Source organism: Macrococcoides bohemicum (assembly GCF_016865215.1).
GTDB lineage: Bacteria > Bacillota > Bacilli > Staphylococcales > Staphylococcaceae > Macrococcoides > Macrococcoides bohemicum.
This window is the reverse complement of record NZ_CP054482.1, coordinates 1,799,474-1,817,516: the sequence shown is the minus strand read 5'-3', so window position 1 is coordinate 1,817,516 and position 18,043 is coordinate 1,799,474. Positions and strand designations below refer to the sequence as shown.

The following is an 18,043-nucleotide window of genomic DNA, read 5'->3' as shown; positions in this document are numbered from 1 at the left end:
ATATTATTCAGAAAATTTGTGAATCAGTTAGATATATTGACAGTGTACAAAAAGTTTAGTATTATCTAACTGCGGATTCTCTTATCCAGAGTGGTGGAGGGACATGGACCCTTTGAAGCCCAGCAACCCTTAACTTCGTTGTTAAGTAAGGTGCCAAACCGTTTGCAGACAGCTGTCTGAACGATAAGAGTAGAATGGACTAATTGTGTACAATTAGCCTTCTCTCTTAATAGGAGAGAGGGCTATTTTTTGTTTATAGCTTGAACCGTGAAATTTAAATTAATAGGAGTGTTTATAAATGGCAGATCGTAAATTATTTACGTCAGAATCAGTAACAGAAGGACATCCAGATAAAATTGCTGACCAAATTTCAGATGCAATCCTAGATGCAATTCTTACAGGAGATCCAAAAGCACGTGTAGCGTGTGAAACATCAGTAACAACAGGTATGGCTTTAATCGCAGGTGAAATTACTACATCAACATATGTTGATATTCCTAAAGTAGTACGTGATACTGTAAAAGAAATCGGATATACACGTGCTAAATTCGGCTATGACTTCCAGACGATGGCAGTACTTACTGCAATCGATGAGCAGTCTCCTGATATTGCTCAAGGGGTAGACCGTGCATTAGAAGACCGTGGTAACTTATCTGACTCAGATATCGAATCAATCGGTGCTGGTGACCAAGGTTTAATGTTTGGATTTGCATGTAATGAAACTGAAAGCTTAATGCCTTTACCAATTTCATTATCACATGAATTAGCGCGTCGTCTGACTGCAGTGCGTAAAGATGGTACTTTAGATTACTTACGTCCAGATGGTAAGACACAAGTTACAGTAGAGTATGATGAAGCGGGTAAACCGAAACGAATCGACACTATCGTTATTTCGTCTCAACACCATGAGAAGATTGAATTAGAACAAATTCAGGCTGACATTAAAGAACACGTTATTAAACCAGTTGTTCCAGCTGAATTAATCGACGAAGAAACAAAATATTTCATCAATCCAACTGGTCGTTTCGTAATCGGTGGACCTCAAGGGGATGCTGGTCTTACTGGCCGTAAGATTATCGTAGATACTTACGGAGGATATGCACGTCACGGTGGTGGCGCGTTCTCAGGTAAAGATGCTACTAAAGTTGACCGTAGTGGTGCTTATGCAGCACGTTATGTTGCGAAGAACATCGTTGCAGCAGGTCTAGCTGACAAATGTGAAGTACAATTAGCTTATGCTATCGGTGTAGCACAACCAGTATCTATTTCAGTTGAAACTTATGGTACTTCTGAATACACTGAACAACAACTTGTTGATGCAGTTCGTAAAACATTCGATTTACGTCCAGCAGGTATCATTCAGATGTTAGATCTTCGTCGCCCAATTTACAAACAAACAGCTGCTTACGGGCACTTCGGTCGTACAGATATTGATTTACCATGGGAAGCTACAGATAAAATTGAAGATTTAAAAGCAAATTTAAAGTAATTTTTTGGGCCTAAGTATTTATTACTTAGGCCTTTTAATATGAAAAAAGACTACCTCATATGAGATAGTCAATTGATAAATTGTATTATTCTTCTTCAGTTTCTTCTTCTGTAGCAGCATCGTCTTCAGTAGTCTCTTCTTCAGTTGTTGCTGCATCTTCAGTTTTTGCGTCGTCCGCTTTTTTCTCATCATCTCCACAAGCACCTAATAATAATGCTGATGCGAAAGTACCTGCTAATAATAAACGTTTATACATTGCCATGGTATCATCCTCCGAGAAAATTTAATTTTTGTCCAAAAATATTTTTAGGACACTTAAATTATTTCATATCATTATTAATTTAGAATTTATATTTTATTAAACTTTGTTAACCTTTGTTCAGAATATTAATTTCTTATTAATATTTTTAATTAGAGTAAACTTTCACAAATTACTTTCATATTTTCGATGAAGTTCTTCTGAAATTTCATTATAATAAAGGAAATACGGTTAGAAAGGTGAATGATATGTCAGTAGAAGTAGGAAGTACTTTATTTTATGTGTTAATTGGTTTAGGTGTTTTGGCTTTATTGTTCTTCGTCTTATGGTTACTCGCATTATCGAGTAAGAAAAAATCAATTGCGCGTAAAGAAGAAGAATTTCGTAAGGCGCAGAAAGTAAGATCAGATGAGTATCACGATGAAAGTGAGAAGTCTCGTCTTCAATATAAAAAAGAATTAGCTGAACAAAAAGAAATATTACAAAAAACAATCGATGAGAAATCATCACATATTGAATCTTTAAAGATGTTCTCAAAAGACAAAGGTGAATATTTAACGGACCTTACTTTAATTCAGTTAAAAGAACAGTTCATTCGTGAAGAACGTATTCGTCCTGAAGATATGCACGTACTTGCTAATATCTATATTCCAGGTAAACGCGTGAAAAGCACTGACAAACTTGATCATGTCGTATTGACGAGAACAGGTATCTACCTGATAGATTCTAATTACTGGACAGGTCATATTTATCACGGTGTAAGTGAGATGCAGTTTGCTGGCGAACCGATGCTTGAAGGTGTCTTCAACATATTAGATCTTGATCCGAAGCTTGAACAGACAATTGTTCTGGATAAGAATAAAGACGGTAATGCTGAATTCAGAACATATAACCACTCGATTGAAGCATTGAAATTAAAAGCTGAACGTTTAGAAAAAGTATTTGAGTTACCATATCCGGTAACACCGATTGCGTACTATAATGCAGAAGGGGTAGGTAGTGAACACATCACTAACTATTCAAGAGATAATGGCGTGAAGGTGATTGTAGGAGAAGAAGAATTACAAACATTCTTCGAAAAATTTGTCTTCCATGGTAGATTCCAGTATAAAGTTGAAGAACTTGAAAATATTATGGACCAAATTGAGCATTTAAATCCGTAGCAAAGATAAACAGGCTGGGACAGAAGTGTTCTGCCGTTTAAGCTGTTAAACAGAAGAGGGCTAAGACTTATGTCTCACCCTCTTATTTGTTATGCAGATTTACGTTTCACTAAATATAATCCTAGTCCTAATAATCCGATTGCAGCAGCACCACTACCAGCGGCTTCACCAGTAATCGGTAAGTGCTCAACCGCTTCAGTAATTGCAGGTTTGTTTGTATCATCTGCAACTTGATCAGCTTGAATTGTCGTATCTAAATTTGTTTCATTTGTCTTAGCAACACTTTCAAACGGAATGACTTTATCATCTTTAGCAGCATTCGATGATTCTAATACGATAGGTTCTTCAGTAGAATCCTCTGTCTTGATGATGAAACCTTCACTACCATCTTCTTCTGTTGGTACATCAATTTGAGGTTTGATAGTTTCAGTTGTCAGTCTTTCAGTCGTTGCTTCTTCTGTTGTAACTTCTTCAGTAGTCGGTGCTTCAGTTGTAGTTTCTTCAGATACAACTGGTTTATACGCACTCGCGTTACCTGCTAAGATACGTTGTAATGCTTCATTTGTATAAGCTGTCATATTAGCAGCTTTAAAGTATTGACGTACAACTGCGTCTAATGATGGTCCTTCTTCACGAGGTCCGCCAAGCATTGTATAGCCATCGCCACCAACTGCTAAGAAATCATTTGTTACAACTTTATATGTTTTAGTATTGTTCAATGGTTCAAATTTGTTTGTCTTTTTGTTGAATACTTCAATTGCATAAACACGTTCACCAGCAGGTTTAGTCATATCATAATGAACTTTAATTGATTTAGAGATGTGTAAGAAAGCACCATTTGCATCTAATCCTGTTTTTCCGTCTTTTTCAACAACAGGCGCACTTAAAGCGTGTTCAAACATTGCTTTAACGTCAGAACCTTTCACATTGATTTGTGTGATTGTGTTTCCGAAAGGTAATACTTTAATGATATCTCCGATTGTTACATCTTTATTACCTTCGATAGACGCACGGATACCACCACCATTAGTTACAGCAAAGTCACCAGCTGCATCAAATCCGTTAACAGAATATGCTTCCATTGCATCAGCAATCGCGTTACCTAAGTTTGTCTCACGTGTACGTACGTGGTTACGTTCACCTTGAAGTTGTGCTGGATTGTAGAAGACGACTTCAGAAGTTGCCTTACCAAAGTTATCTTTTGCAGTATCAACAATAGATTTAACTTTAGCATCTTGTGTAACTTCTTTCGAATCTGCTTCTTTAATCATTGCAGCTTTCATATTACGTGCAACCTTATCCTGTAAATCAAATGTAACTTTCCCGATGTTTGCTAGAGCAGTACCCGTTTGAGCAAGAATTACCGTATTTTTTAATTCACCATTTTCAATGACAGAGTGAGAATGTCCATCTAATATGACGATTGCATTATTTTTAAAATCTTTGTTGCCGGCAATCTTAGTAGCTAAATTATCACCACGCCAAGCTTCTTTCGTTGTTGTGTCAATACCTAAGTGACTTAAGATGATGAATGCATCAACTTTTCCTTGTAGCTTTTTCATTTCTGCAGTTACAGAAGCAACTGGATCAAGGAACGATACACCGATAATGTTGTTCGGGTGCGTCTTTGTAGCAGTCTCCGGTGTTGTTACACCGATAACACCATATTTCTTACCATTTTTCTCGATAATTGCAGAAGGTGCATATACACTTTTACCATCTTTATAAACGTTTGAACTTAAAATAGGGAAGTTTAATAATTTCTTATAGTTCATTGCAGTGTCAAAGCCAAAATCAAATTCATGGTTACCAACAGTCATTGCATCATAACCAACAGCGTTCATCGCTTTTGCCATGTCAGCACCTTTTGAGAAATTAGATAATGGTAAGCCCTGGAAAGCATCGCCAGAATCAAACATTAATGTAGGTTGTTCTTTATCTTTGATTGTCTTAACTTTTGCCATACCGATAACACGGCCATCTTCAGCATCTAAACGACCATGCATATCATTTGTATGTAAGATTTTAACTGAGTTCGGTCCAGCTGGTGTTTCAGTCGTTACTTTTTCAGTCGTTGGAACCTCAGTAGTAGCTGCTTGCGTCGTAGCTTTCTCAGTTGTAGGCGCTTCAGTCATAGCTGTTTCTATTGTCGCTTTCTCAGTTGTAGGCGCTTCAGTCGTAGCTGCTTCAGTTGTAGGCGCTGCAGTTGTTGGTGCTTCTGTTGTCACTTTCGCAGTTGTTGGTGCTTCAGTCGTTGGCTGTTCTGTTGTCACATCTGCAAGTGCATAAGGACTTTGGAATAGCATTGAGATTAATAACGTTAACATTAATATGATTGATGCAATTCGTTTCACAAGTGTTCCCTCCAAAATAAATTTTAATTTCTATATTATAATAATGTATAAATGCTGTAGTTATAATAATTTTAAGAAAAAATTACGCTAAATTTACAAAAAAATTATAAATGAAATGTATATGCAAATAAGTAGAGTAAAGGACCGAATATATAGGTAATCGTTATATAGAAAATACACCAGTTTTTATTCGTTTCGTATAACTTAACAATCTCAACATTCAGCGTAGAAAATGTTGTAAATGCTCCTAAAAATCCAGTACCAAGTAATAGCATCGTTGTCATATCAAATCGTGCAACGATACCTAACAACAATGCACCTAATAAATTAATAAACAGTGTACCATATGGAAAATTTCCATTCATCTTCTGACTGATATAATAACGTAACATTGCCCCGAATGGTGCACCAATTGCAACATAGATCAATTTCTGTCACCCCATTTCAACCCGATAGCAGCACATATGATACCACCAAAGATGCTAATGCTATAATAGATGATGAGTGAAAGATAATGATGTGCTAAATAGAGATCAGCAACATCCTTACTCAGCGCAGAGAATGTTGTGAAACTTCCTAGAAATCCAGTTGTAACGCCTGTTTTTATGAGGGCTGAGCAGGATAGGCGTTTAAAGTAAGTTGTACAATATCCTAAAGCAAATGCGCCGATGAGATTCACGATAATTGTATACATCGGTGCATGAAGCAATAAACTTATACTATATCTGCATAAAGCACCGAAGACACTCATACATGCAATATAAAGATAAATCATATAAAAACCTCCATAATAAAAAAGGATTGACGAATCAATCCTTAAATAATCCCAAATCTAAACAGGATACTAACAAGTTGTAAGAGAATAACAACTAAGATGACCCATGGCCAAATTTTCGCGACCTTAAATAAACGGCTTGAAATATTTTCAGGCTGTTTCAAAGCTTTATCAATTAAGACGATACTAATAATAAGTAAGATACAGCTTACTAGTCCGGTAAACAGTATGATGGCATTGATTGAACCGAAAAGTATTGCCAGCACAGGATTATAACCGTTACAAAAGATACTTAATATCACAAAAAATATAGAGAAGTAAACATATTTGTTCGCTTTCATGATGTTCCTCCAATCATTAATCATTTTATTTTACCACATCAAATGACAACAAAATATAAATTTATATAATGATATGAAAAGAATAGTAAATATATAAAAAATAGACAGGTATACTCAATCATTAGCAATATCAGTCATAATGTGATTATAATAAGTAGAAGTCTATACATTATATGTGGAGGAATAACAATGAAAAATTTAAATGTGCAAGTATTTGCTGATGGTGCGGATATCGAACAAATGAAAACAGCTTACCAAAACCAAACAGTTGATGGATTTACGACAAACCCATCACTTATGGCTAAAGCTGGTGTAGAAGATTATAAAGCTTTTGCTGAGGCAGCAGTTAAGGCAATACCAGATGCTTCTATCTCATTTGAAGTATTCGGCGATGATATGGAAACGATGGAGAAAGAAGCGGCAATCATTCAGTCATTCGGTGAAAATGTATTTGTTAAGATTCCTGTCGTGAATACAAAAGGCGAATCTATGATTCCATTGATCAAGAAATTATCTGAACAGGATATTAAATTAAATGTTACTGCGGTTTATACAATTGAACAGGTGACAGATATCGTGAAAGCAATTAAACCAGGTGTTGAAACATACGTTTCAGTATTTGCTGGTCGTATTGCAGATACTGGTGTAGATCCTATGCCATTAATGCGTGCTGCTGTAAAAGTTTGTCACGAAAAAGAAGGCGTGAAACTTTTATGGGCATCATGCCGCGAGCTTTATAACGTGATTCAGGCAGATGAAATCGGTTGTGACATTATCACTTGCCCAGGTGATGTTGTGAAGAAGATTCCAAACATCGGTCGTGACATCGATGAATTATCAGTAGATACAGTTAAAGGATTCGCTAAAGACATTCAATCAAGTGGATTAGGCATTTTATAAGACACCTTAGACCATTACACAATTTGTGTAATGGTTTAATCAATAATATATGATTTAGACAAAGTATGTACAATCATGCTTTGTCTTTTTTGTTAAATATTTCATGGATCACATCTAATCAAGTGATTACAGAATCACTGTCTGTTATGAGCATTTTAAATTTGCACATTTTCAAGCGATTATAAAAATGATACACTAGATATGACTAAAAATTAAGGCGGGGTATAAATTGGCATTCAGATATATGAAGCTATCAGATGAACATTATCGACATGTGTTATTAAGATTTGGCGACTTCTTTGAAGATTTCAGATGTTTTGTTGAGACAAGTAAAGAGCTTACTGAAGAATTAGGAATTACGCTGGATAGAGATGATTCATATACGAGATATTTAGTAAGATTGTTTGTTATTGCTGAAGAAACGACTGGTAAGAAGATTGATGACCCGAGATGTGACGAGACAATAGAAATGATTACTGAAGTGGTAAATGATAAGAACTTCAATCGCTATAACAGTGCTGAAAGCGGTGTACCAGGTAGAATGTACGAAGCATATCAAACATTCGTTGGTGAAGGACTTACAATAGATTAACTCAAACGAGATGAACATCTCGTTTTTATTTTGACTATAATATCAGAATATTCTGATGAATTCTTGAAGATAATCCTATATTTCTGTAAACTAAGGTTGTACTATAATAAAGGAGGAAATTATGGATTATATTTTAAAGTTTTCAGAATGGCTATGGGGTTATCCGTTAATCACACTATTATTTTGTACAAGTTTATTTTTAACCATCTATCTTGGCTTTATTCAGTTCAGACACTTTCCTTATATTATTAAACAGACGTTCGGTAGTATCAATAAAGCGCCAAAAGGTGAAGGAACGATAACACCGAGACAAGCTTTAACCTCTGCATTATCTTCTACAGTAGGGGCTGCAAATATTGTGGGCGTTCCAACTGCAATCATCATGGGTGGGCCAGGAGCAGTATTCTGGATGTTATTGATTGCATTTTTGGCAATGGCATTGAAGTATAGTGAAAACGTACTTGGAATACATTACCGTGAAAAAAATAAAGCGGGCGAGTTTGTAGGTGGACCAACGTATTATATGAAGAAAGGCTTTAAAAATAAAAAGCTTGGTATGATATTTGCTGTTATCTTTGCATTTATGCTGATGATAGAACTGATACCAAGTGTTATGGTACAAGGCAATTCAGTTGCAGATTCTATGCATGACACGTTTCAGATCAATCCATGGATAACAGGCGTTATCATGTCGCTCGTTACAGGAATCGTTGTTTTTGGTGGAATCCAACGCATCGCGACAGTGACAGAGAAGCTCGTGCCTTTAATGGTAGGTTTATATCTTTTATTTGGATTTATTATTATTGGGATGAATATAACACATGTACCCAGTGTGATAATGTTAGTGCTGGAGAAAGCATTTAAGCCAGAAGCCGCTGCCGGTGGTGGATTTGGTGCAGCACTTGCGACAACAGTAAGATGGGGATTTGCGCGAGGAGTGTATTCAAATGAAGCGGGACTCGGTACCTCTCCTATTGCACATGCCGCAGCAAAGACTGATCATCCAGTAAGACAGGCATTTTGGAGTATATCTGAAATTGTTGTTGATACAGTGATTATCTGTTCGACAACAGCCTTTGTAGTACTCGTGTCAGACGTACATCTACATAAAGATGCGAAAGCAAATCCAGGAGCGTTAACAGCACGTGCTTATGAAGATGCGTTTGGCTTATTTGGAAGTGCACTTATTTCAATATCGCTGATCTTCTTTGTATTATCAACTATAATCGTCGTCGTATACTATGGATCGCGTATGGCAGAATTCCTGTTCGGTGAAACGATGGGAACGATTATGAAAATCGTATATATCATATCCATTACGATAGGCTCAGTAGGATATGGTACACAATTATGGATACTATTAGACTTAGCGTTAGCGTTTATTTTAATCCCTAACGTGATCGCAGTATTACTCCTTAGCCCACAAGTTAAACGACTGACAAATGAGTTCTTTTCAGAATACAAATAGTTATAGAAACAGTACATGAAAATGTGCTGTTTTGTTATTTTCTTAAAATAGATCTGATTATTAAATAAGATGTATCGAAAATTTCAATTGCAAGTTAGCCACAACATCCAAATTAATAGAGATAGTAACTTAATGGTTCACTTAATAATCCTTCGGATTTTAGTGACTTCAGAAACAGGTATGTAGGTGTTTCGTAATCTAGAATTTTTCTGGGATAATTGTTCATCCAGTTTTGGATACGATAAATTATCTCATCAGATACTGATCCCATACTGATTCCTTTAGGGATTATCCTTCTAATGAATTTATGGTGGTTTTCTTTAGTACCTCGTTCCCATGATGAATAAGGGTGCGTAAAGTATATTTCAGTATCAGGTAATGTCTCTGTAAGGTCACAGAACTCTGATCCGTTATCAGAAGTAATAGACTTGAATATTCGTGAAAATGAATTACCTATTTGATCTTTTAATTGACTTAATGCTAATGTGACAGCATCATTAGTTTTACTTTTAATAGGAACGATGATTTCAAATCGTGTCTGTCTTTCAACAAGTGTAAGTAACGCTTTTTCATTTTTAAGTTTAGAACCAATTACAGTATCTATTTCCCAATGACCAAAGACATCTCTAGAATTGATTTCATGACTTCTATCTTCGATAGATTTTCCTAATACTTTTTTATTTTTTCGACTAGGTCTTCTATTTGTATTTGGTTTTCGTGAAATCTTCTCTATAAGGTCGATATTAGAGGTCTTCATAATTCCTCTTTCAATCCAGTTATATAGTGTTGAAACACAAGGAATAATAGAATCACAAAAAATATTATTCTTTTTAGCATAGGCAACTACGACATCGGGAGACCATTTTTTATTCAACATCATCTTATCAGCCCAATCAATAAAAGCATGAGATAGCTGATGTTTTGGAGTCCTGTAAGAATTCATACGATTTGTTTCATATTTAAGTTGAGCAACATCAGGGAAATAGCATTCATAATCATAAAAATATTCTTTACCATTAGAAACTACGCGCTTAATTTGTTTAACAGTTCCTCTATTGATCTCATTGTTAATTGTTTGAGGTGCTCTATTCAAAATTTTAGCAATAGCACGATTTGAATAATTTTCACTCTTCAAAACCTGAATTTGATATCTTTCAAATTCAGTTAAGTGTTTTCCTTTAACATGATTAGTGGTACCATTTAGATGAGTCATTTGCATTCATTCCTTATTGTTTGTTGTGGTAACTACAATATTAACATGGATGCACATGGCTCATTTTTTATTTTTTAAAGCACACCGTAGGTGGCTAACTTGATTATAGAATTTCCCAAGCAAATAAAAATTATAGAGGTGTAAAACATGATAAATACTGAAAATAAGAAAAGATTTTTAGAAAAAGTTAGTGATGAAAATGGAATTATTTCTGCATTAGCTTTTGACCAACGTGGTGCTTTAAAAAGAATGATGTCAGCATTTCAGGAAGAAGATCCAACTGTTGAACAAATAGAAAATTTAAAATCATTAGTAGCTAAGGAACTAACTGAGTATGCCTCTTCAATTTTATTAGATCCTGAGTATGGATTACCTGCTTCTAAAGTAAAACATAAAGATGCAGGATTATTATTAGCCTATGAAAAAACTGGTTATGATGCTACAACGAAAGGAAGATTACCGGATTGTTTAGTTGAATGGTCTGCTAAACGTATTAAAGAACAAGGTGCAGATGCGGTTAAATTCCTACTTTACTACGATGTAGATGATGATAAATACATTAATGATCAAAAACAAGCTTATATTGAAAGAATAGGCTCTGAATGTGTAGCAGAGGATATTCCATTCTTCTTAGAAATATTAACATATGATGATAATATAGCTGATAACAGTAGTGTTGAGTTTGCTAAAGTTAAACCAAGAAAAGTAAATGAAGCAATGAAATTATTCTCAAAAGATCGCTTTAATGTTGATGTTCTAAAAGTAGAAGTTCCAGTAAATATGAATTTTGTGGAAGGATTTGCTGAGAATGAAGTTGTATATTCTAAAGAAGAAGCAGCTCAATACTTTAAAGAGCAAGAACAAGCAACTAACTTACCTTATATTTATTTAAGCGCAGGTGTTTCAGCTCAATTATTCCAGGAAACATTAAAGTTTGCATCTGAATCTGGTGCGAAGTTTAATGGTGTACTATGCGGTAGAGCAACATGGTCTGGTGCGGTTAAAGTTTATATTGAACAAGGTGAAGAAGCCGCTAGAAAATGGTTACAATCTGAAGGATATAATAATATTAATCAATTAAACGAAGTATTAAAATCAACTGCAGCATCTTACAAAGAAAAAATATAAAAATATTGGAGGGAAATTGATATGAACAAAGAAGAAACTACAATGCTTGGATTTGAAATTGTTGCATATGCTGGGGATGCAAGGTCAAAGTTACTCGAAGCTTTAAATGCTGCTAAAAATGGAGAATTTGATAAGGCAGAACAATTAGTTGAAGAAGCAAATCAATGTATTGTTGATGCTCATAATGCTCAAACAAGCTTACTAGCTAAAGAAGCATCTGGTGAAGATATTGCATATAGTGTCACAATGATGCATGGGCAAGATCATCTAATGACTACATTATTATTAAAAGACATGATGAAGCATATGATTGAACTTTACAAAAGAGGGAGCTGAAAATAATGGATAAATTAATTGCGCAAATAGAGAAAGCAAAACCATTATTTGAAAAGCTATCACGTAATATATATTTGAGAGCGATTCGTGATGGATTTATTTCAGCTATGCCCGTAATACTATTTTCGAGTATATTTTTATTAATTGCTTATGTACCTAACGTTTTTGGATTTACATGGAGTAAAAATGCTGAAATGATATTGATGAAACCTTATCATTACACCATGGGTGTTATAGCATTATTAGTGGCAGGTACGACAGCTAAGTCATTAACAGATTCTTATAATAGAAAGCTAGATAGTACGAATCAAATTAATTTTTTATCAACAATGTTAGCAGCGATTTGTGGATTTTTATTTCTAGCGTCAGATGCTGTTAAAGTTGGAGGATTTTCAAGCGCATTTTTAGGCACAAAGGGTTTAATGACTGCTTTCTTAGCAGCATTTGTGACAGTAATTATTTATAATTTCTGTGTAAAGAGAAATATAACAATTAAAATGCCTTCAGAAGTACCACCAAATATTTCACAAGTATTTAAAGATATTTTTCCATTTTCATTTGTTATTTTAACACTATATGGATTAGATTTACTTAGCCGCGCAATCTTAAATACAAACGTTGCTGAGTCAATTGTTAAACTCTTTGCACCACTGTTCACTGCAGCAGATGGTTACGTTGGAATAACAATTATCTTTGGAGCATTTGCTTTATTCTGGTTTATTGGGATTCATGGTCCTTCAATTGTTGAACCTGCTATTGCAGCAATAACTTATGCGAATATTGAAACAAACTATCAATTATTACAAGCAGGCGAGCATGCAGATAAAATTTTAACATCTGGAACGCAAATGTTTATTGTAACAATGGGTGGTACAGGAGCAACATTAGTTGTACCATTTATGTTTATGTGGCTGACGAAATCTAAACGTAATAAAGCGATTGGTAGAGCTTCAGCAGTACCGACATTCTTTGGTGTTAACGAACCAATATTATTTGGTGCTCCTTTAGTACTGAACCCTGTGTTCTTTATACCGTTTGTATTTGCACCAATTGCAAACGTCTGGATATTCAAGTTTTTCGTAGATGTATTAGGAATGAACAGTTTCAGTGTTAACTTGCCTTGGACAACACCTGGTCCGTTAGGGATTATAATGGGAACAGGTTTAGGTATGTGGTCATTTGTACTTGCTATCACATTAATAGTCGTGGATGTTTTAATCTACTATCCATTCCTAAAGGTTTATGACAAACAAATTTTAGAAGAAGAATTAGCTGGTGTTGATAATTCAAATAACTTAAGAGATAAAGTTAAAGAAAATTTTGATACAACAAAAGCCGATGGAATTTTAGAAAAGAATACAAATAATAAAGAAAATGTTATTAATACGGAAAATAATCTAAGTAATGATAGTGGATTAAAAGAACAAACAAATGTACTTGTATTATGTGCTGGTGGAGGGACAAGTGGTTTATTAGCAAATGCTTTAAATAAGGCTGCTCTTGAATTTGATAAACCGATTAAAGCTGCAGCAGGTAGTTATGGAGCACATATGGATATTATGAAAGAATATCAATTAGTGATTTTAGCACCACAAGTAGCATCAAATTATGAAGATATAAAAATCGATACAGATAGATTAGGTATTAAATTAGCGAAGACACAAGGTGCAGAATATATCAAATTAACTCGTGATGGTAAGGGTGCAGTTGAATTCGTTGAAGATCAATTCAAATCTTAGAGAGGAGATCTATTGTTTATGAAAAAGTTACCTGAAGATTTTATTTTTGGAGGAGCAACAGCAGCGTATCAAGCAGAAGGTGCGACAAATACTGATGGAAAAGGGAGAGTAGCTTGGGATACCTATTTGGAAGAAAATTATTGGTATACTGCTGAACCAGCAAGTGATTTTTATAATAAATATCCAATTGATTTAGAATTAAGTGAAAAATTTGGAGTAAATGGTATACGAATATCAATTGCATGGTCAAGAATTTTTCCACAAGGATACGGAGAAGTTAATGAAAAAGGCATTCAATTTTATCAAAATTTATTCGATGAGTGTTTAAAGAGAAATGTGGAACCATTTGTTACATTACATCACTTTGATACACCTGAAGTTTTGCATAAAAATGGTGATTTCCTAAATAGAGAAAATGTGAAACACTTTGTAGATTATGCTAAGTTTTGTTTCGAAACATTTACTCAAGTAAAATATTGGACTACTTTTAATGAAATAGGCCCTATTGGTGATGGACAGTATCTTGTTGGTAAGTTTCCTCCAGGCATAAAATATGATTTTGAAAAAGTATTTCAGTCACATCACAATATGATGGTAGCACATGCGAGAGCAGTTAAATTATTTAAAGATAATGGCTATGAAGGTGAGATAGGTGTCGTGCATGCCTTGCCAACAAAATATCCGTATGATCCAGAAAATCCAGAAGATGTACGTGCTGCTGAATTAGAAGATATTATTCATAATAAATTTATTCTAGATGCAACATATCTTGGTCAATATTCTGATCACACAATGGAAGGTGTCAATCACATTCTTAAAGTGAATGGTGGTAAACTAGAAATTTTAGATGAAGATTTAAAAGAACTAGATGCTGCTAAAGACTTAAATGATTTCTTAGGAATTAACTACTATATGAGTGATTGGATGAGGGGATTTGACGGCGAATCAGAAATCACTCATAATTCTAAAGGCAATAAAGGTGGATCTAAATATCAATTAAAAGGGGTAGGACAAAGAGAATTTGATATAGATGTCCCTAGAACTGATTGGGATTGGATGATTTACCCACAAGGTTTATACGATCAAATTATGCGCGTGAAAAAAGATTATCCAAACTATAAAAAAATCTATATCACTGAAAATGGATTAGGATATAAAGATGAATTTGTAGATGGAACTGTATATGATGATGCGCGAATTGATTATGTTAAAAAACATCTGGAAGTAATCGCTGATGCTATTGAAGACGGTGCTAATGTCAAAGGATATTTTATCTGGTCACTGATGGATGTATTTTCTTGGTCTAATGGATATGAAAAACGATATGGTTTATTCTATGTAGACTTTGAAACACAGGAAAGATATCCTAAAAAGAGTGCACACTGGTATAAAGAATTAGCAGATTCAAAAATGATAAAATAAAGATTCCGAAAGTTACAAATGGAGTTGTTAGGTAGGCAACTCCATTTGTCTTTTGATATATAAACATTAAACCAATAATCTATTTCCTCCTTCCTTGCTTCGTTATTATTTCGTCCATCGTCATATTAAATATTTTACTGATGTTATACAGATCAACAGCAGTAATATTACGTTCATCATTTTCTAACTTTGAGTATGTTGATAATCCGATATTTAATAGCTGTGCCATTTCTTTGGATGTATAATCTAGGTTTTCTCTATGGTATTTTATCGCTTTTGCTATGTCTGCGTTATTCAATATTTTCCACCTCTTTTTTAGGTGAAATTAACAAAGAATAAAATGAAAAAGTGGTTATTTTCCAACTCGGAAAATAACCACTTTTTTATGAAAATTTATATTATAATGTAAAGTTATTGTCTTTTGAATATTGCGTTTTGATAAGATGTGTTACTAAATTATTATAAGTTTATTTGATATTCTAAAGAACAGAATTTCCAAATTAGAAATTTTTAATTTATGTATTAATTCCCATATTATGATTAATCTATCATAATACAAAGGAGGTGACGCTGTGGATTTTGAGCTTGGTCGCATACATAAGATTTTAGTAACATTAACTGATCACCCAGATGCAGACTATTACGGTCACTTTAAAGAAGACGACATCATATTCATCCTACTTGAGATGGGCTTAGTGGAATTCAGGTTCAATGTCTTACTCGATGATAACGTGTTCGAAACTTTACTTAATGTTGAAGTAACTAAAAAGGGATTACTCTTTATGACTGCATATAACAATCAGATGAAATACTAAAAAAAGCGCCTATCGCTTGATAGGCACTTTCATTAATACTGCGGTTCTACTGTTACTTTATAACCGTTAATAACAAATTCAATTTTTCGATTTTCATTATTAATCGTTGGTTCTTCAGGTTTTGATTCAAATGTAGAATGTGCTGCATCTAATTCATTTAATTCACTTTTAAGCTGAGAAATCTTTCCCATTCTAGCCATGCTTGAACCCCAGCTATTCGGTTTCTTCATTTGTGCCTCTACGAGTTCTGCTAATACGTCTGCTCTTGTTCTCATTATAAACACTCCTTAAATCGTTTTTACAATAAAAATAAGCTCATCTTAAAGAAAGAAGAGCTTAAGTAAGAACTTCTTATCTTTCAAGACATCATCTTGTTGGAATTAGCACAGTGCATAAGCCTGTTGCCGAGGTTTCATAGGGCCAAGTCCCTCCACCTGCTCTGAATAAGATACGAGCTATTTTTTTGTAAGTTAATTATACCATACTTTTTTATTCAGAACCCTTCGAAATCATTTTGTAATATTTTTTGAGCCATATTTTTAAGGTAAGTTTAAGGTAAGTTTAAGGTAAAGTACATGGATTGAGATAGTATAATTAAAAGAAAATGAGGAGATAAAAGTAATGAAATCATGTCATAAACTTTTTATTGGTGCAGCGCTTAGTATCATTGGATTTATATTCATTGGGTTTGCTTTAATTTATGATATTAAACCAGATAGTTTTCACGGACTCATTGCAGGGTTACTGCTAACAATCGGTATGCCGATGTACTTTAAGAATTTAGCGACACATATTGAGAACGGAAGACAGTCGTAACGATCTGAAAGAATGCTGTATCTATTAATACAAAGTATAAGGAGACGAATCATGACATCAATTAAAGTTGCTGGTATCGATATTTTAAATCAAAGTGTATCACCTTTTAGGTTTGTAGAGAATGATAAACGTGTAAGGTTTTATGAATCTAGACTTACATACTTTAGTTATATGAAGTTACTAAAGAAATTCTCAAACAAATATGATTTGCTATACAATGGATTTGACATTAATGCGCAGCATTATGGGTTAGGAAAGATTATTGATATCAAAAGGTACAATGAGTATATCGTCTACAATGAAGAATTAAAGAAGGATTTTACGCATATTAGTATTAAAGGATTACCGTTAGAAGATGCGATCAATTACATGAGATATCATAAAAGGAAAGAAAAGATGCCATTTTTTAGTTATCTGTATAATGATAAAACGTTTATTCGATTAAGTCCGTTTTTCATTGATGTTATTTCTGAAGATACAGCGCTTATTGCGTGGATCAAACAGGAATTTAAATATGATTATGCGCATGACTTTGATGATGATGAGGTAATGACAGAAGCGGAGTGGCAGGGATAGTATTAAAATGTATTTTCATTGAAGAATTTATATTTATAAATCTTAAAATAGAAAGAGTATTAAAATGAACTTTAAAAGACATATAACTATATTAAGAATCGTCATGTATAGTCTAGATACGGTTATTGCGCTATCACTAATATATTATTTCGGAAGTAAGATATTTCCTTATGAATTCATCGCTCTAGGTGACCAATTCTATTATCTCAGTATTATTCTAATCCTTGAAGCCATTATCTAACTGCAGAGAAAGTCAAAGAAGACTTAGAGGATATACCTTTAGGAAAATGGAGAAGGTATCGAATATAAGTGATACCTCGGTATTAAGGGAATGAAAGTAATATCAAGTACATCACTGGCATATATACTACAATATTAAAAAAATTAATTGTGAGTGAAAAATATAATAATTTTTTATATCCAGGATATTTATCCAGCAGATGAAACATATAAAAAATAATCATTAATGAACTTATACCAATTGAGCAGTACACCCAAATACCTTCCAATTCAATGATACTATTTCCGTAAATATGAAATAACATCAAACCAATATACAATAAGTAATTTAGAATATTGAGTGTTATAACTTTCTTCTTCAAGTAAATCACCTCTACAAAAAATCAAAAATGCATAAAGTGATTGTCTTTAACGTTT

20 protein-coding genes and 2 riboswitches are annotated in these 18,043 nt (G+C 33.9%); of the genes, 12 read left to right on the top strand and 8 right to left on the bottom strand.

Annotated features, from left to right (window positions below):
* Positions 1–78 precede the first annotated feature (78 nt).
* A riboswitch (SAM riboswitch) is annotated at positions 79–190 on the top strand.
* Between the two features lie 108 nt (positions 191–298).
* A complete protein-coding gene (gene metK / locus HT586_RS09400) occupies positions 299–1,489 on the top strand; it encodes a methionine adenosyltransferase (protein ID WP_096076028.1) in 1,191 nt (396 codons plus the stop codon).
* 85 nt (positions 1,490–1,574) lie between these two features.
* Here metK and HT586_RS09395 read toward each other — a convergent pair whose 3' ends face one another.
* Positions 1,575–1,751, bottom strand: a complete 177-nt coding sequence (locus HT586_RS09395; RefSeq protein ID WP_203546584.1) for a hypothetical protein — start codon at positions 1,749–1,751, stop codon at positions 1,575–1,577.
* Between the two features lie 245 nt (positions 1,752–1,996).
* On the opposite strand from HT586_RS09395, the gene HT586_RS09390 reads away from it, so the two are divergent.
* Positions 1,997–2,911, top strand: coding sequence for a nuclease-related domain-containing protein (locus HT586_RS09390; protein ID WP_133354574.1), 915 nt, complete (start codon positions 1,997–1,999; stop codon positions 2,909–2,911).
* A gap of 89 nt (positions 2,912–3,000) precedes the next feature.
* Here HT586_RS09390 and HT586_RS09385 read toward each other — a convergent pair whose 3' ends face one another.
* The 4 genes from HT586_RS09385 to HT586_RS09370 all read right to left on the bottom strand — a co-directional run bounded on the left by HT586_RS09385 (position 3,001) and on the right by HT586_RS09370 (position 6,381).
* A complete protein-coding gene (locus HT586_RS09385; protein WP_238999230.1) occupies positions 3,001–5,265 on the bottom strand; it encodes a 5'-nucleotidase C-terminal domain-containing protein in 2,265 nt (754 codons plus the stop codon).
* A gap of 104 nt (positions 5,266–5,369) precedes the next feature.
* Positions 5,370–5,693 (bottom strand): fluoride efflux transporter FluC, encoded by a 324-nt coding sequence (locus tag HT586_RS09380; RefSeq protein ID WP_238999228.1) that lies wholly within the window; start codon positions 5,691–5,693, stop codon positions 5,370–5,372.
* A complete protein-coding gene (locus HT586_RS09375; RefSeq protein ID WP_096076031.1) occupies positions 5,690–6,040 on the bottom strand; it encodes a fluoride efflux transporter FluC in 351 nt (116 codons plus the stop codon). The genes HT586_RS09380 and HT586_RS09375 overlap by 4 nt, the downstream gene beginning before the upstream one ends.
* A 41-nt stretch (positions 6,041–6,081) precedes the next feature.
* Positions 6,082–6,381 (bottom strand): hypothetical protein, encoded by a 300-nt coding sequence (locus HT586_RS09370; RefSeq protein WP_096076032.1) that lies wholly within the window; start codon positions 6,379–6,381, stop codon positions 6,082–6,084.
* Between the two features lie 189 nt (positions 6,382–6,570).
* Here HT586_RS09370 and HT586_RS09365 point away from each other — a divergent pair, with 189 nt between their 5' ends.
* The 3 genes from HT586_RS09365 to HT586_RS09355 all read left to right on the top strand — a co-directional run bounded on the left by HT586_RS09365 (position 6,571) and on the right by HT586_RS09355 (position 9,341).
* Positions 6,571–7,281, top strand: a complete 711-nt coding sequence (locus HT586_RS09365; RefSeq protein ID WP_111744560.1) for a transaldolase — start codon at positions 6,571–6,573, stop codon at positions 7,279–7,281.
* A 229-nt stretch (positions 7,282–7,510) separates the two neighbouring features.
* The gene (locus tag HT586_RS09360; RefSeq protein WP_096076034.1) at positions 7,511–7,873 is read left to right on the top strand and encodes a hypothetical protein; all 363 of its coding nucleotides are present in this window, start codon (positions 7,511–7,513) and stop codon (positions 7,871–7,873) included.
* 121 nt (positions 7,874–7,994) lie between these two features.
* The gene (locus tag HT586_RS09355) at positions 7,995–9,341 is read left to right on the top strand and encodes an alanine/glycine:cation symporter family protein (protein ID WP_133354571.1); all 1,347 of its coding nucleotides are present in this window, start codon (positions 7,995–7,997) and stop codon (positions 9,339–9,341) included.
* A 112-nt stretch (positions 9,342–9,453) separates the two neighbouring features.
* Here HT586_RS09355 and HT586_RS09350 read toward each other — a convergent pair whose 3' ends face one another.
* On the bottom strand, positions 9,454–10,554 hold the full coding sequence (locus HT586_RS09350; RefSeq protein WP_203546518.1) for an IS30 family transposase: 1,101 nt from the start codon (positions 10,552–10,554) through the stop codon (positions 9,454–9,456).
* A 147-nt stretch (positions 10,555–10,701) separates the two neighbouring features.
* On the opposite strand from HT586_RS09350, the gene lacD reads away from it, so the two are divergent.
* From lacD to lacG, 4 genes are read left to right on the top strand one after another with little or no spacing between them, the layout of a single operon-like run.
* Positions 10,702–11,682 carry a tagatose-bisphosphate aldolase gene (gene lacD, locus HT586_RS09345; protein WP_203545675.1) on the top strand — a complete coding sequence of 327 codons (981 nt, stop codon included), beginning with the start codon at positions 10,702–10,704 and terminating at the stop codon, positions 11,680–11,682.
* A gap of 21 nt (positions 11,683–11,703) precedes the next feature.
* Positions 11,704–12,018 carry a PTS lactose/cellobiose transporter subunit IIA gene (locus tag HT586_RS09340; RefSeq protein WP_111744572.1) on the top strand — a complete coding sequence of 105 codons (315 nt, stop codon included), beginning with the start codon at positions 11,704–11,706 and terminating at the stop codon, positions 12,016–12,018.
* Between the two features lie 2 nt (positions 12,019–12,020).
* A complete protein-coding gene (locus HT586_RS09335) occupies positions 12,021–13,757 on the top strand; it encodes a lactose-specific PTS transporter subunit EIIC (RefSeq protein WP_203546570.1) in 1,737 nt (578 codons plus the stop codon).
* A gap of 18 nt (positions 13,758–13,775) precedes the next feature.
* Positions 13,776–15,179, top strand: a complete 1,404-nt coding sequence (gene lacG, locus HT586_RS09330) for a 6-phospho-beta-galactosidase (RefSeq protein ID WP_111744574.1) — start codon at positions 13,776–13,778, stop codon at positions 15,177–15,179.
* A 79-nt stretch (positions 15,180–15,258) separates the two neighbouring features.
* Here the strand turns inward: lacG and HT586_RS09325 are convergent, their stop codons facing one another.
* Positions 15,259–15,477, bottom strand: coding sequence for a helix-turn-helix domain-containing protein (locus HT586_RS09325; protein WP_133354547.1), 219 nt, complete (start codon positions 15,475–15,477; stop codon positions 15,259–15,261).
* Between the two features lie 274 nt (positions 15,478–15,751).
* Here HT586_RS09325 and HT586_RS09320 point away from each other — a divergent pair, with 274 nt between their 5' ends.
* Positions 15,752–15,994 (top strand): hypothetical protein, encoded by a 243-nt coding sequence (locus HT586_RS09320; RefSeq protein ID WP_203545674.1) that lies wholly within the window; start codon positions 15,752–15,754, stop codon positions 15,992–15,994.
* 32 nt (positions 15,995–16,026) lie between these two features.
* Here the strand turns inward: HT586_RS09320 and HT586_RS09315 are convergent, their stop codons facing one another.
* On the bottom strand, positions 16,027–16,269 hold the full coding sequence (locus HT586_RS09315) for a hypothetical protein (RefSeq protein WP_203545673.1): 243 nt from the start codon (positions 16,267–16,269) through the stop codon (positions 16,027–16,029).
* Between the two features lie 73 nt (positions 16,270–16,342).
* A riboswitch (SAM riboswitch) is annotated at positions 16,343–16,444 on the bottom strand.
* A gap of 171 nt (positions 16,445–16,615) precedes the next feature.
* Here HT586_RS09315 and HT586_RS09310 point away from each other — a divergent pair.
* Together HT586_RS09310 and HT586_RS09305 are read left to right on the top strand one after the other, a co-directional pair.
* Positions 16,616–16,810, top strand: coding sequence for a hypothetical protein (locus HT586_RS09310; protein ID WP_133354543.1), 195 nt, complete (start codon positions 16,616–16,618; stop codon positions 16,808–16,810).
* 51 nt (positions 16,811–16,861) lie between these two features.
* The gene (locus HT586_RS09305) at positions 16,862–17,386 is read left to right on the top strand and encodes a hypothetical protein (protein ID WP_203545672.1); all 525 of its coding nucleotides are present in this window, start codon (positions 16,862–16,864) and stop codon (positions 17,384–17,386) included.
* Positions 17,387–18,043: the final 657 nt, after the last annotated feature.

Coding starts and splice junctions, on each gene's coding strand:
- metK (WP_096076028.1), top strand. CDS start 299: ATGGCAGATCGTAAATTATTTACGTCAGAATCAGTAACAGAAGGACAT.
- HT586_RS09310 (WP_133354543.1), top strand. CDS start 16,616: ATGAAATCATGTCATAAACTTTTTATTGGTGCAGCGCTTAGTATCATT.
- lacD (WP_203545675.1), top strand. CDS start 10,702: ATGATAAATACTGAAAATAAGAAAAGATTTTTAGAAAAAGTTAGTGAT.
- HT586_RS09370 (WP_096076032.1), bottom strand. CDS start 6,381: ATGAAAGCGAACAAATATGTTTACTTCTCTATATTTTTTGTGATATTA.
- HT586_RS09395 (WP_203546584.1), bottom strand. CDS start 1,751: ATGGCAATGTATAAACGTTTATTATTAGCAGGTACTTTCGCATCAGCA.
- HT586_RS09305 (WP_203545672.1), top strand. CDS start 16,862: ATGACATCAATTAAAGTTGCTGGTATCGATATTTTAAATCAAAGTGTA.
- HT586_RS09355 (WP_133354571.1), top strand. CDS start 7,995: ATGGATTATATTTTAAAGTTTTCAGAATGGCTATGGGGTTATCCGTTA.
- HT586_RS09340 (WP_111744572.1), top strand. CDS start 11,704: ATGAACAAAGAAGAAACTACAATGCTTGGATTTGAAATTGTTGCATAT.
- HT586_RS09390 (WP_133354574.1), top strand. CDS start 1,997: ATGTCAGTAGAAGTAGGAAGTACTTTATTTTATGTGTTAATTGGTTTA.
- HT586_RS09365 (WP_111744560.1), top strand. CDS start 6,571: ATGAAAAATTTAAATGTGCAAGTATTTGCTGATGGTGCGGATATCGAA.
- HT586_RS09375 (WP_096076031.1), bottom strand. CDS start 6,040: ATGATTTATCTTTATATTGCATGTATGAGTGTCTTCGGTGCTTTATGC.
- lacG (WP_111744574.1), top strand. CDS start 13,776: ATGAAAAAGTTACCTGAAGATTTTATTTTTGGAGGAGCAACAGCAGCG.
- HT586_RS09315 (WP_203545673.1), bottom strand. CDS start 16,269: ATGAGAACAAGAGCAGACGTATTAGCAGAACTCGTAGAGGCACAAATG.
- HT586_RS09350 (WP_203546518.1), bottom strand. CDS start 10,554: ATGACTCATCTAAATGGTACCACTAATCATGTTAAAGGAAAACACTTA.